The sequence below is a fragment of the Martinezella rhizogenes genome (assembly GCF_027460065.1).
GTDB lineage: Bacteria > Pseudomonadota > Alphaproteobacteria > Rhizobiales > Rhizobiaceae > Agrobacterium > Agrobacterium rhizogenes_C.
In genome coordinates, this window is the sequence record NZ_JAPYZZ010000001.1 from 946,153 (window position 1) to 958,223 (window position 12,071).

A 12,071-nucleotide genomic window follows, 5' to 3' on the forward strand; every position below is an offset into this window, starting at 1 on the left:
CAGATGCCGTCATCATGCAGATGGACATCACTATGGCACTTCCGAAAGACGTTAAGAAAGTCGTTCTCGCCTATTCCGGCGGCCTCGACACCTCGATCATCCTGAAATGGCTTCAGACGGAACTCGGTGCTGAAGTCGTAACCTTCACCGCCGATCTCGGCCAGGGCGAAGAGCTTGAGCCGGCACGCAAGAAGGCCGAGATGCTGGGCATCAAGGAAATCTTCGTCGAGGACGTCCGCGAAGAATTTGTGCGTGATTTCGTGTTCCCGATGTTTCGCGCCAACGCCGTTTATGAAGGCGTCTATCTGCTCGGCACTTCGATTGCCCGTCCGCTGATTTCCAAGCACCTGATCGAGATTGCCAAGAAGACCGGCGCTGACGCCATCGCCCATGGCGCCACCGGCAAGGGCAACGATCAGGTCCGTTTCGAGCTTTCGGCCTATGCGCTGAACCCTGATATCAAGATCATTGCTCCGTGGCGTGACTGGACGTTCAAGAGCCGTACCGACCTCCTGAATTTCGCCGAACAGCACCAGATTCCGGTCGCCAAGGACAAGAAGGGCGAGGCGCCATTCTCCGTCGACGCCAACCTGCTGCACTCCTCTTCCGAGGGCAAGGTTCTGGAAGACCCGGCACAGGAAGCGCCTGAATATGTGCATATGCGCACAATCTCGCCGGAAGCGGCTCCCGACAAGGCAACCGTCATCAAGGTCGGTTTCCGCAAGGGTGATGCCTGCTCCATCAACGGCGTTGAAATGTCGCCGGCGACGCTTCTCGCCACGCTCAACAATTACGGCCGTGAAAACGGCATCGGCCGCCTTGATCTGGTCGAGAACCGTTTCGTCGGCATGAAGTCGCGCGGCGTTTACGAGACGCCCGGCGGCACCATCCTGCTTGCCGCACATCGCGCCATCGAATCCATCACGCTCGACCGGGGTGCAGCGCATCTCAAGGATGAGCTGATGCCGCGTTACGCAGAACTGATCTATTACGGCTTCTGGTTCTCGCCGGAGCGCGAAATGCTGCAGGCGCTGATCGACAAGAGCCAGGAGCATGTGGAAGGCGAAGTGACGCTGAAGCTCTACAAGGGCAATGTCATGGTCACTGGCCGCGAGAGCGCCAAGTCGCTTTATTCCGACGCGCTGGTGACCTTTGAGGATGACCACGGCGCTTACGACCAGAAGGATGCTGCTGGCTTCATCAAGCTCAATGCGCTGCGTCTTCGCACGCTGGCCAAGCGTAACCTCAGCAAGTAATTCTGCTGATGTGAAGATTATGAAACCCGCGGGCAGTGACGCCGGCGGGTTTTTTCATGTCTCTCTTCTGGAGACGATGCGGAAGCCGATATAGCTGGCAACTGCGGTGAATTCCATCACCGGGATGATGATGCCGAAACCGATCAAGGGTGAACCGATGAGCGATGCTGCAGCGCCGCCCGCAAAACCCGATCCCATCTGGATGAAGCCCATCATCGCCGAGGCAGAGCCGGCAATATGCGGGAAGGGTGCAAGTGCCGCCGTTACCATCGAGGGTGTCAGCAAGGCGATACCGATCGTTGCAACCGCCACAGGCCCCATGATGGAGAAGAACGACGGCGGTATCAGAAAGACCGACAGGAGGATGAGCACGCCGCCTGTTCCCGAAAAGCAGAGGCCCAGCATGACGGAACGGCGATCACCCAGTCGCGGTGCGATGTATCGCAGGGCGATGGAACCGAAGAAATAGGCGCCGGTCTGCATCAGCATGCCGATGCCGAAGGCGGTGGGTGTCATGCCGACCGTGTTGATAAGGATGAAGGTCAGCATGGTGGCCTGCGCATAAAGCGCGCCGATGGAACCGCCAAGCACGAGGGCGGCCAGAAGAAAGCGTGGTTCTGTCAGCAAGGTGCCGTATGCCGACAGGAGGCGAGGGGGACGGATCAGGCTTTTGTCCGGGACCGTCGTTTCGCGCAGGAAAACCACGACGGACAAGATGGCGACGGCGCCGAGACCGGCCATGAGGAAAAACACCGATTTCCAGCCGAAAGCCGCAAGTGAAAGCCCGCCGATCGTTGGTCCGAGGGCGGGGCCGACGGCCAGCATGATGCCGATCAGGTTCATGATGTTGGAGGCTTCCGCGCCGGTAAACTGGTCGCGGACGATGGCGCGCGCCACCGTCATGCCGACGGAGGCGCCGATGCCCTGAATGAGCCGGGCGAGGAGCAGCACTTCTATCGTCGGGGCAAAAATCGCCAGCAGCCCGCCGCCCAGAAAGACCGACAGGAAAACGAGGCTCGCCCTACGCCTGCCAAAGGCATCGGAAGCAGGTCCGGCGAGCAGTTGCGCCAGGGCGAAACCGGCAAAATAAAGCGAGAGGCTGAATTTTATCGCGGCTTCATTCGTGGCGAAAACCTGCGTCAGTTCCGGCATGGCAGGCGTATAGATCGCCATGGAAATCGGCGCCAGCGCCGTCAGCAACGCGCCGAGCAGGGCTGTGCGTTTTGTCGACATGATCGGTTCTGGCGGCATTGTATTCAGCAGCTCTGGCCCGGCTGTTCCGGCTGGAGATTGTCGCGAAGCGTCTGCAGGAAGCTGCGGAAAAGCGCGACTTCTTCTTCGTTCAAACCACGTGTGGCGTGACGGACGAGTTCATCAATTTCCTGGCGCACGGCTTCCAGCATCTCGGTGGAGTTTTTTGTCAATACGATGCGTTTGGAGCGTCTGTCCTGGGGGTCCTGCTGGCGCTCGATGAGATCGAGGGATTGCAGCTTGTCGAGATAGGCGCAGATCGTCATGGGCTCGATGCCGAGACGGGCGGCAATGTCCGACTGCTTACTGCCATCAACCACGGCAACCGTCAGCAACGCGCGTGCTTCGCCGGGGGTCAGGCCCAGTCCGGCTTCAGAAATTCGGCGCTCAAAAGCACTGTTCAGCAGGCGTGCGCCGCTGTTCAGCAGAAATGCCAGTGAATCTTTTTCGCGTTTCGTGCCCATGCTTCGCCTTTTCGTAAGTCAGCCTTACTAAATTCCGGGCGATAATCAATGGTGCACAAATCATATTGTCGAAAATCGAGTAAAACATGCGTCAGTTCAATTGCTGGATATTCGGCAATATAGTCGACGATTGTTACGCCGAAGCAAAAAAGACAGGGCCTTCGGCTCTTTTTCGACTTCGCCCACCCTGCCGATGAAGAGGATAATTTAAGTCGGTTCAGGAAATGGCTAACAAGCACGAAATCCGCATCGTCGGTCATCACCATCCGCATATTGAATTGGCGGTAGAGGCATGCCCATATGGGTTTGAAACGGAATTGCACAAGGAAGATGAAATGCCATTGAAGACCGCGCTTTATCCCGCACTCGTTCACTGGAACGGTCATAATGGTCTGCCAAAATTCGATGCGGTCAAGGATGAGGATTTCGCGCCGGCCTTCGATGCCGCCCTTCCGTCCCACGAACATGAAATCGATGCGATTGCGGGCAATGCGCAGGCGCCGAGTTTTGAAAATACAGTGACCGCACTCGAAATCGCCGGTGACGATCTCTCGCGTATCTCGTCACTTTTCTGGAACAGGGCCGGCGCCAACACAAATGGTGTGATTCAGGCTTTGGAGCGGGAAATCGCACCGAAAATGTCACGGCATTATTCCAAGATCGGCATGAACGAGGCGCTGTTCAAGCGCATCGACACATTGTGGGAAAAGCGTGAGGCGCTTGGGCTGACGGGCGAAGAGAGCCGTGTTCTCGAACGGCACTGGAAGGGTTTCGTGCGCTCCGGTGCCAAATTGCCCAGGGATCGGCAGGAGCGGCTGGCTGCGATTAATGAGGAACTTGCCGGTCTCGGCGCGAAATTCGGGCAGAATGTGCTGGCGGATGAAAAGAACTGGAAGCTTCTGCTCTCTACGGAGGAAGAGCTTGCGGGCATTCCCGGTTTTCTGCGCGATGCGATGGCAGGGGCTGCCCGCGAACATGGCGAGGACGGAAAATTTGCCGTTACCCTTTCCCGCTCGATCATCGAGCCTTTTTTGACCTTTTCCGAACGGCGTGACCTGCGCGAACAGGCCTTCAAGGCCTGGGTTGCGCGGGGCGAAAATGGCGGCGAGACCGACAATCGCGAGATTGTCCGCCGCACGCTCGAACTGCGCGAGGAAAAGGCAAAGCTTCTCGGTTATGCGAATTTCGCTGCCTATAAGCTGGATGATACGATGGCGAAGACACCGGATGCAGTGAATGGTCTTCTCGGTCAGGTCTGGGAAAAAGCCGTTCAACGTGCGGGCGAGGAAGAGGCTGAACTTGCCGCCATCATCGCCGAGGAAGGCAAGAACCATGAGGTACTGCCCTGGGACTGGCGGCATTATGCCGAAAAGCTCCGGGCACAGAAGTTTAATTTCTCCGAGGCGGAATTGAAGCCCTATCTGCAGCTGGAAAAGATCATCGAAGCCTGTTTCGATGTGGCAGGGCGGCTGTTTGCGATTCATGCGGTCGAAGTGAAGGGCGTTGCCGGCTATCACCCCGATGTGCGGATTTTCGAAATCCGCGACGACAAGGGCGATCTGAAGGCCATGTTCCTCGGCGACTATTTCGCCCGCCCCTCCAAACGATCAGGCGCATGGATGAGTTCCTTCCAGTCGCAGCACAAGCTGCCGCTGAAGAACGGCACCGTCGGTGAAATCCCCATCATCTACAATGTCTGCAATTTCGCGAAGCCAGCCGAAGGAAAACCGGCGCTGCTTTCGCTCGACGATGCGCGCACGCTGTTCCATGAATTCGGCCATGCCTTGCATGGTATGCTCTCCGATGTAACCTACCCCTCGGTATCCGGAACCGGTGTCTCGCGCGATTTCGTCGAATTGCCGTCGCAGCTTTACGAACATTGGCTGACGGTGCCGGAAATTCTGGAAAAATACGCGCTGCATTATGAGACTGGCGCGCCGATGCCGAAGACGTTGCTGGACAAGGTTCTGGCCGCCCAGACCTTCAATGCCGGTTTCAGCACGGTGGAATTCACCTCCTCGGCGATCGTCGACATGGCGTTCCACACCCGCGACAGCGTCGCCGATCCGATGGCGGTTCAGGGTGAGGTACTGTCTGGCCTCAATATGCCGAAATCCATCGTCATGCGGCACGCGACGCCGCATTTCCAGCATGTGTTCTCTGGCGATGGCTATTCCGCCGGTTATTATTCCTACATGTGGTCGGAAGTTCTCGATGCCGATGCCTTTGCTGCCTTTGAGGAAACCGGCAATGCCTTTGACGGTGAGATTGCGCGCCGGCTGAAGGACAATATCTATTCCGTCGGTGGTTCGATCGATCCGGAGGAGGCCTATCTCGCCTTCCGGGGCAAGATGCCGAGCCCGGATGCGATGCTTTCGAAGCGCGGTCTTCTATAAGAGACTGTCATAATTCTCAGCTAGAAACTGAGCGCAGGGGGCTTATGACATGAGCCCCCCTTTCGCATTTGCAAAAAAAAGGTTATGAGCGCGCCAAACTAAATTGGCGTATCTCATCAATATAGCGCCCAACCTCAGAGATTTTGAACAATGGCACTTCGCAACATCGCGATCATCGCGCACGTTGACCATGGAAAAACGACGCTCGTGGACGAGCTTCTGAAGCAATCCGGTTCGTTCCGCGACAACCAGCGCGTTGCAGAGCGCGTGATGGACAGCAACGACCTCGAAAAGGAACGCGGCATCACCATTCTCGCCAAGGCGACCTCGGTGGAGTGGAAGGGTGTTCGCATCAACATCGTCGATACCCCCGGCCACGCCGATTTCGGCGGTGAAGTCGAGCGTATCCTGTCGATGGTGGATGGCGCGATCGTTCTGGTCGACAGCTCCGAAGGCCCGATGCCGCAGACCAAATTCGTGGTCAGCAAGGCGCTGAAGGTTGGTCTTCGTCCCATCGTTGCGATCAACAAGATCGACCGTCCGGATGGCCGTCATGAAGAAGTCATCAACGAAGTCTTCGACCTCTTCGCAAACCTCGACGCGACCGACGAGCAGCTCGACTTCCCGATCCTCTACGGTTCTGGCCGCGACGGCTGGATGAACGTCAACCCGGAAGGTCCGAAGGATCAGGGTCTTGCACCGTTGCTCGATCTGGTTCTCGAACATGTTCCGGAGCCCAAGGTCGAAGAAGGTCCGTTCCGTCTGATCGGCACGATCCTCGAAGCCAACCCCTTCCTCGGTCGTATCATCACCGGCCGCATCGCTTCCGGTTCGATCAAGCCGAACCAGGCCGTGAAGGTTCTGGGCCAGGATGGCAAGACGATCGAAACCGGTCGTATTTCCAAGATCCTTGCCTTCCGCGGTATCGAGCGCACTGCAATCGAAGAAGCCCATGCGGGCGACATCGTTGCCATTGCCGGTCTCTCCAAGGGTACGGTCGCCGATACCTTCTGTGATCCGTCCGTGACCGAGGCGATGACCGCGCAGCCGATTGATCCGCCGACCGTCACCATGTCGTTCATCGTCAACGATAGCCCGCTTGCCGGCACCGAAGGCGACAAGGTTACCAGCCGCGTTATCCGCGACCGTCTGTTCAAGGAAGCCGAAGGCAACGTTGCGCTGAAGATCGAAGAAGCCGAAGGCAAGGATTCGTTCTTCGTTTCCGGTCGTGGCGAATTGCAGCTGGCGGTTCTGATCGAAACCATGCGCCGCGAAGGCTTCGAACTTGCTGTATCGCGTCCGCGCGTTGTGATGCACAAGGATGAGAACGGCACCCTGCTGGAGCCGATCGAAGAAGTCGTGATCGACGTCGATGAAGAGCATTCCGGCGTCGTCGTTCAGAAGATGTCCGAGCGCAAGGCTGAAATGGCTGAGCTCCGTCCTTCCGGTGGCAATCGCGTTCGTCTGAAGTTCTATGCTCCGACCCGTGGCCTGATCGGCTACCAGTCGGAACTGCTGACCGACACGCGCGGTACGGCCATCATGAACCGTCTGTTCCACGACTATCAGCCCTTCAAGGGCCAGATTGCCGGTCGCGTCAACGGTGTTCTCCTGTCCAACGGTTCGGGCGAGGCTGTTGCTTACGCCATGTTCAACCTGGAAGATCGCGGCCCGATGATCATCGAGCCGGGTGAGAAGGTTTATGCCGGCATGATCATCGGTATTCACACGCGCGACAACGATCTCGAAGTGAACGTGCTGAAGGGCAAGCAGCTGACCAACATCCGCGCCGCCGGCAAGGATGAAGCTGTCAAGCTGACGCCGCCGATCCGCATGACGCTCGACCGCGCTCTTTCGTGGATCCAGGAAGACGAGCTTATGGAAGTGACGCCGAAGTCGATCCGTCTGCGCAAGATGTTCCTCGACGCAAACGACCGCAAGCGTTTCGAAAAGGCCAAGCTCGCAATCTGATTGCGGTTAGTCGTTATGAATTTTAAAAACCCGGCCCTGAGCCGGGTTTTTTTATGCATTCGTTTTTATGTGTGCATGAGTCGAAAGGTGCTTGTGCGAAAGGTTAAGGATGCGTTAATTTTTCCTGGTCGTCCACATGAATAGGCTGTGGGTAAGCCTGCCGGCGTTAACCTTTATGACTGGCAAGTTTCCGTGGCCGGGGCCAGAATCGCGTTATGAAAACGTTATCCATCGATGTTCGCCGTGCCGAGCCGCATGATGCGCGCGCCATCTCCGAAGCGCACCGTCTGTCGTGGCAACAGGCCTATGCGGGGCTTATTCCGCACCGGCCGTTGACGCAGATGCTGGAGCGCCGCGGAGAGATCTGGTGGAAGAAGGCGACGAGAGGCTCTGCCACCATGCTGGTGGTGGAAGTGGCCGGTGTGGTTGCCGGATATGCGACGCTCGGTCTTAGCCGTGCACGCGGGCTGCCGCATGACGGCGAGATTTACGAACTTTATCTGCGGCCGGAATATCAGGGCATCGGGCTCGGCTCACTGCTGTTCACGGAGGCCCGCAGGCTGCTGACATCGCTTGGCTGCAATGGCATCGTCGTTTGGTGCCTCGAAGACAGTGACGTCGCCAATCGGTTCTTCCGTTCGCATGGCGGCCGCGACATTGCCGAAGGCATGGAAGATTTCGGCGGCAAGTCGTTGCGGAAGGTCGGTTTCGTCTGGAACTGACAAGAGCTGCGGATGGATTACGCGATGGTGTGTTTTTTTGCGGCCGCCATGCGTAATCGCGATAACCTCAAATCCGGCATTCTGTCTTATCCGCTCAAAGCCATGTTGCAATGCGGCGACTTTCCCAGTATCGAAAACCAAATCCAACCCGTCGAATTGAGGGAAGCGAATGCGTATTGATGCAATTTCCATAGGCAAGAACCCGCCGAATGACGTGAATGTCATCGTTGAAGTGCCGGTGGGTGGACACCCGATCAAGTACGAGATGGACAAGGATGCCGGTGCGCTGATCGTCGATCGCTTCCTCTACACGCCGATGACCTATCCGGGTAACTATGGCTTCGTGCCGCACACCCTGTCCGACGACGGCGACCCGATCGACGTTCTCATCTGCAACACCCGTCCGCTGGTTCCCGGCTGCGTGATCAATGTCCGCCCCATCGGCGTGATGATCATGGAAGATGATGGTGGCAAGGACGAGAAGATCCTCGCCGTGCCGGCTCCGAAGCTGACGCGCCGTTACGACAAGGTCCACAATTACACCGACCTGCCGGAAATCACGCTGAAGCAGATCGAGCATTTCTTTGAGCACTACAAGGATCTGGAGCCCGGCAAGTGGGTGAAGATGGGTGGCTGGCAGGATGTCGACGTTGCCAAGAAGCTGATCGTCGAAGCCATCGAGCGCTACAAGGCGCAGGGCTGACAGGCCTAAACCGCCAGCTTTTTAAAAAGCTTTTCGAAATCCTCCGGGTCGGTATCGATCCGGAGGATTTTTTTACGCGCTGTTTCGCCTGAAATGAAGGTGATGGAAGATTTGGGCAGGCCGAGTTTTTTTGCCAGCAAAACAATGAGGGCTTTGTTCCCCTTGCCGCCTTCCGGCACGGCGCTGACGCGGGCTTTCAGATGCGCGTTCCCGTCGGCATCCTGCTCCACGCCGTCGATCATATCCCGCCCGCCGTTCGGCGTCAGGCGAACGGACAGGCGGACATGATCATCGTGTTTTCGCCAGAACCCGCTCAAACGGTCATCGGATAAAGCGTGTTCCACATGAAGGAGCGAATGAAGAAGATGATCAGCAGCAGGATGATCGGCGAAATGTCGATGCCGCCGAGATTGGGCAGAATGCGGCGGATGGGGCGCAGGGCCGGTTCCGTGACATTGACCAGGAAACTCCCGATGGCGTTCACGAACTGGTTGCGGGAATTGATGACGTTGAAGGCGTAAAGCCAGGAAAAAATAGCGCTGGCGATCAGCACCCACGTATAGAGGTTCAAGGCCAGATCGATGGTCTGAAACAGGGCAAGCATCAATATCTCCGTATCTTGGTTGCAAGACATTTAGACATTGACGCGTGAACCGGCAAGTGTTCCGCCAGATCGTAATGATCTTTGGTCTGAGCGACCGGCGATCATCACAATCTGATTCACGGCTTTGCGCGGGATTCCAGACGAAAACCGCTCACACTTTTCGTCATCCCGCTGTTGAGGGCTGGCGATTCCTATCATATCGCTCTATTGCAAAGCTCTCATATTGTCTCGCGAGCACAGCCGATGTCCCTGCCTTCTGCCGAAAACCGCTTTGGCGCATTCCGGCATAGTTCCTATCGCCGCTTTTTCAGCGCTCGGTTTTTTTCGGCCTTCGCCATCCAGATCGTCAGCGTTTCTGTCGGCTGGCAGATGTATGAGGTGACAGGCAACGCCTTTTATCTTGGCCTGATCGGTCTTTTCCAGTTTCTGCCGTCGCTGCTTCTGATCCTTGTCACGGGAACGGTCGCCGACCGGCACAATCGCCGGCGCATCATGGCGATATGTCTGCTGATGGCGGCGCTCTGTGCTTTGGCGCTCCTCGGTCTCACGCTGACGCACAGCTTTTCCCCCTGGCCGGTCTTCGCCATTCTCGTCGTCTTCGGCATTGAGCGGGCCTTCATGGGGCCGGCGGTCCAGTCGCTGGCGCCCAATCTCGTGCCCGTCGAAGATCTGCCGAACGCAATCGCCTGGAATTCGTCCTCCTGGCAGATGGCATCGATCCTCGGCCCGGTTGCCGGTGGTCTGCTTTATGGCCTCGGTGCGTCTACCGCTTATAGCGTGGCGTTCGTGCTGTTCATCGTGTCCGCAACGCTTGCCCTGGCGATCCGCAAGCCGGAACAACGTGGGCCGGCAAAAGCCATCAGCCTGGAAACCATGCTGGCCGGGTTCAAATTCATCTCGCAGGAGAAGATCGTCCTCGGCGCGATCTCGCTCGACCTTTTCGCTGTGCTGCTGGGCGGTGCTGTCGCTTTGATGCCGATCTTTGCCAAGGAAGTGCTGACACTCGGGCCCTGGGGTCTCGGGCTTTTGCGCGCGGCCCCCGGAATCGGCGCGATCACGGTTGCGGTCATTCTGGCCTTCAGGCCCATCCGTCACCGCGCCGGTCTGCTGATGTTTGTCGGTGTTGGCCTCTTCGGCGTTTCCACCGTGGTCTTCGGGCTCTCGCAAACCGCGTGGCTGTCCATCGCCGCGCTGGTGGTCATGGGTGCATCGGACATGGTGTCGGTTTATGTCCGCGAGACCCTGATCGCGCTCTGGACGCCGGATGAGGTGCGCGGGCGCGTGAATGCCGTGAACATGGTATTTGTCGGCGCATCGAACGAGCTGGGTGAGTTCCGCGCCGGCACCATGGCCCATGTCGTGGGTGCTGTGCCGGCCGTCGTTATCGGCGGGGCAGGGACGCTTGCGGTGGCGGTCATCTGGGCGCTTGGTTTTTCCAAGCTGCGCAAGATCGACAATCTGGATGCGCCGCAATGACCCCGTAAGGTCTTAGCGCTGCGCCTTGCCTTCAAAAACCAGATCGAGAAAATTGCCGAGCCATGCCCTGAGCGGCGTGTCGAACAGCATGCGGCCTTCCAGATGCTGGCTGCCGACCTGCGCATTGGGCATGCCGAAACGCTGCGCGCCACGCACCACCCAGCTATGCATCATGGCGCGGGTGAGTTCGGCGTGAAACTGCAGGCCCCAGGCATTTTTTCCATAACGATAGGCCTGGTTGGGATAGGTCTCGCCTGAAGCCAGAAGCTCGGCGCCGCGCGGCAGTTCGAACCCTTCCTTGTGGAAGTGATAGACCATCGTCGGCCAATGCGGCATCAAAAGCCGCCCGTGTTCGGTGGCGTGAAGCGGATACCAGCCGATTTCCACCTTGCCGTCCCTGTCGGCCTCCACCTTGCCGCCCAGATGTTTGGACAGCATCTGCGCGCCGAGACAGATGCCGAGAAAGGGTTTGTTTTCCTTCAGCGGCACCTTCAGCCAGTCGATTTCGGCTTTGATATAATCATGTGGGTCATTCGCGCTCATCGGGCCGCCGAAGATGATGGCGCCGGCATGGCGTTCCAGCGTCTGTGGCAAGTCATCACCCAGTGCGGGGCGTCGTATGTCGAGGCGGTACCCTTTTTCCACCAGTATCTGGCCGACGCGGCCGGGCGTGGAACGTTCCTGATGCAGGACGACTAGCAGCGAAGGTTGTTCTCTCTGTTGCCTTGAGGGGTCAAACAGCATCGTCTTCGTTTTCGCTTTCTTCAGCGGGCCCGGACCTCGTGGCGGCCTGCTGACGTTGCAGAACCCTGTCGCGCACGGAAACACCAAGCAGATCGGCCACCCGCCAGATCACATGATCTTCCATTTCGCTTCGTTCGCCGTCAGCGTAAACAATATCCCATAATATTCCAATAAGCTCCACGCGCTGATCTTCATCGAGATGGCGGCGGATATCGGCGGTGAAGCGGTAATAATCGACCGCTTCTTTGCCCGCCTCCTGACCGGCGGTAAGAAGGGCATCGAGCTTGCCGCCATCGAGGTGGTAATATTCGTGCAGAATCTCGCGCAGGCGGTCACGCTCGCTTTTCGAGACGGTGCCATCCGCTTCCATCACCTGGAAACAGAGGGCGGCTACCGCCACCCTCAGATCATCAGGGCTGAAGTCACCCGCATTCGGGCCGACGAGGTTCTGAATAAACGACTGTATTTGCTGGAACATCGATAG

General features: G+C 57.8%; 14 protein-coding genes. 7 read left to right on the plus strand and 7 right to left on the minus strand.

The window, feature by feature from the left end; genetic code table 11:
- Positions 1-32 precede the first annotated feature (32 nt).
- Positions 33-1,256: an argininosuccinate synthase gene (locus tag O8B93_RS04500; RefSeq protein ID WP_026363761.1), complete on the plus strand. Its 1,224-nt coding sequence runs from the start codon at positions 33-35 to the stop codon at positions 1,254-1,256.
- A 54-nt stretch (positions 1,257-1,310) separates the two neighbouring features.
- Here the strand turns inward: O8B93_RS04500 and O8B93_RS04505 are convergent, their stop codons facing one another.
- The 3 genes from O8B93_RS04505 to O8B93_RS04515 are packed head-to-tail and all read right to left on the minus strand — an operon-like array spanning position 1,311 to position 3,231.
- Positions 1,311-2,507, minus strand: a complete 1,197-nt coding sequence (locus tag O8B93_RS04505) for a multidrug effflux MFS transporter (RefSeq protein WP_269708564.1) — start codon at positions 2,505-2,507, stop codon at positions 1,311-1,313.
- Between the two features lie 5 nt (positions 2,508-2,512).
- Positions 2,513-2,971 (minus strand): MarR family winged helix-turn-helix transcriptional regulator, encoded by a 459-nt coding sequence (locus tag O8B93_RS04510; protein WP_269708565.1) that lies wholly within the window; start codon positions 2,969-2,971, stop codon positions 2,513-2,515.
- Positions 2,929-3,231 carry a hypothetical protein gene (locus tag O8B93_RS04515; RefSeq protein WP_269708566.1) on the minus strand — a complete coding sequence of 101 codons (303 nt, stop codon included), beginning with the start codon at positions 3,229-3,231 and terminating at the stop codon, positions 2,929-2,931. Before O8B93_RS04515 ends, O8B93_RS04510 begins: the two co-directional genes overlap by 43 nt.
- A 75-nt stretch (positions 3,232-3,306) precedes the next feature.
- On the opposite strand from O8B93_RS04515, the gene O8B93_RS04520 reads away from it, so the two are divergent.
- The 5 genes from O8B93_RS04520 (at position 3,307) to ppa (ending at position 8,763) form a co-directional block, all read left to right on the plus strand.
- Entirely contained in the window at positions 3,307-5,367 is a 2,061-nt protein-coding gene (locus tag O8B93_RS04520; protein WP_269708567.1) for a M3 family metallopeptidase, read from the plus strand.
- A 150-nt stretch (positions 5,368-5,517) separates the two neighbouring features.
- Entirely contained in the window at positions 5,518-7,338 is a 1,821-nt protein-coding gene (typA, locus tag O8B93_RS04525; RefSeq protein ID WP_269708568.1) for a translational GTPase TypA, read from the plus strand.
- A 215-nt stretch (positions 7,339-7,553) separates the two neighbouring features.
- Complete coding sequence (locus tag O8B93_RS04530) at positions 7,554-8,060, plus strand: GNAT family N-acetyltransferase (RefSeq protein WP_006310825.1); 507 nt, start codon at positions 7,554-7,556, stop codon at positions 8,058-8,060.
- A gap of 12 nt (positions 8,061-8,072) precedes the next feature.
- Positions 8,073-8,240, plus strand: a complete 168-nt coding sequence (locus tag O8B93_RS04535) for a hypothetical protein (protein WP_269708569.1) — start codon at positions 8,073-8,075, stop codon at positions 8,238-8,240.
- Positions 8,230-8,763: an inorganic diphosphatase gene (ppa, locus tag O8B93_RS04540; RefSeq protein ID WP_269708570.1), complete on the plus strand. Its 534-nt coding sequence runs from the start codon at positions 8,230-8,232 to the stop codon at positions 8,761-8,763. The genes O8B93_RS04535 and ppa overlap by 11 nt, the downstream gene beginning before the upstream one ends.
- Positions 8,764-8,768: 5 nt before the next feature.
- On the opposite strand, the gene O8B93_RS04545 is transcribed toward ppa, so the two are convergent.
- Together O8B93_RS04545 and O8B93_RS04550 are read right to left on the minus strand one after the other, a co-directional pair.
- Positions 8,769-9,080 carry a DUF167 domain-containing protein gene (locus tag O8B93_RS04545; protein ID WP_269708571.1) on the minus strand — a complete coding sequence of 104 codons (312 nt, stop codon included), beginning with the start codon at positions 9,078-9,080 and terminating at the stop codon, positions 8,769-8,771.
- Positions 9,077-9,367 (minus strand): YggT family protein, encoded by a 291-nt coding sequence (locus O8B93_RS04550; protein ID WP_003492418.1) that lies wholly within the window; start codon positions 9,365-9,367, stop codon positions 9,077-9,079. The genes O8B93_RS04545 and O8B93_RS04550 overlap by 4 nt, the downstream gene beginning before the upstream one ends.
- A gap of 243 nt (positions 9,368-9,610) precedes the next feature.
- Between O8B93_RS04550 and O8B93_RS04555 the strand changes: the two genes are divergently transcribed.
- Complete coding sequence (locus O8B93_RS04555; RefSeq protein ID WP_269708572.1) at positions 9,611-10,843, plus strand: MFS transporter; 1,233 nt, start codon at positions 9,611-9,613, stop codon at positions 10,841-10,843.
- Positions 10,844-10,855: 12 nt separating this feature from the next.
- On the opposite strand, the gene O8B93_RS04560 is transcribed toward O8B93_RS04555, so the two are convergent.
- Both O8B93_RS04560 and O8B93_RS04565 read right to left on the minus strand, forming a co-directional pair.
- The gene (locus O8B93_RS04560; protein WP_269708573.1) at positions 10,856-11,587 is read right to left on the minus strand and encodes a glutamine amidotransferase; all 732 of its coding nucleotides are present in this window, start codon (positions 11,585-11,587) and stop codon (positions 10,856-10,858) included.
- A complete protein-coding gene (locus O8B93_RS04565; protein WP_269708574.1) occupies positions 11,577-12,065 on the minus strand; it encodes a tellurite resistance TerB family protein in 489 nt (162 codons plus the stop codon). The genes O8B93_RS04560 and O8B93_RS04565 overlap by 11 nt, the downstream gene beginning before the upstream one ends.
- Positions 12,066-12,071 lie beyond the last annotated feature (6 nt).

Excerpts from the sequence above, each read along its gene's own strand:
- O8B93_RS04565 (WP_269708574.1), bottom strand. The coding sequence starts at position 12,065 with ATGTTCCAGCAAATACAGTCGTTTATTCAGAACCTCGTCGGCCCGAAT.
- O8B93_RS04555 (WP_269708572.1), top strand. The coding sequence starts at position 9,611 with ATGTCCCTGCCTTCTGCCGAAAACCGCTTTGGCGCATTCCGGCATAGT.
- O8B93_RS04560 (WP_269708573.1), bottom strand. The coding sequence starts at position 11,587 with ATGCTGTTTGACCCCTCAAGGCAACAGAGAGAACAACCTTCGCTGCTA.
- O8B93_RS04500 (WP_026363761.1), top strand. The coding sequence starts at position 33 with ATGGCACTTCCGAAAGACGTTAAGAAAGTCGTTCTCGCCTATTCCGGC.
- O8B93_RS04505 (WP_269708564.1), bottom strand. The coding sequence starts at position 2,507 with ATGCCGCCAGAACCGATCATGTCGACAAAACGCACAGCCCTGCTCGGC.
- O8B93_RS04520 (WP_269708567.1), top strand. The coding sequence starts at position 3,307 with ATGCCATTGAAGACCGCGCTTTATCCCGCACTCGTTCACTGGAACGGT.
- O8B93_RS04530 (WP_006310825.1), top strand. The coding sequence starts at position 7,554 with ATGAAAACGTTATCCATCGATGTTCGCCGTGCCGAGCCGCATGATGCG.
- O8B93_RS04515 (WP_269708566.1), bottom strand. The coding sequence starts at position 3,231 with ATGACCGACGATGCGGATTTCGTGCTTGTTAGCCATTTCCTGAACCGA.
- O8B93_RS04535 (WP_269708569.1), top strand. The coding sequence starts at position 8,073 with ATGGATTACGCGATGGTGTGTTTTTTTGCGGCCGCCATGCGTAATCGC.
- ppa (WP_269708570.1), top strand. The coding sequence starts at position 8,230 with ATGCGTATTGATGCAATTTCCATAGGCAAGAACCCGCCGAATGACGTG.
- O8B93_RS04510 (WP_269708565.1), bottom strand. The coding sequence starts at position 2,971 with ATGGGCACGAAACGCGAAAAAGATTCACTGGCATTTCTGCTGAACAGC.
- typA (WP_269708568.1), top strand. The coding sequence starts at position 5,518 with ATGGCACTTCGCAACATCGCGATCATCGCGCACGTTGACCATGGAAAA.
- O8B93_RS04550 (WP_003492418.1), bottom strand. The coding sequence starts at position 9,367 with ATGCTTGCCCTGTTTCAGACCATCGATCTGGCCTTGAACCTCTATACG.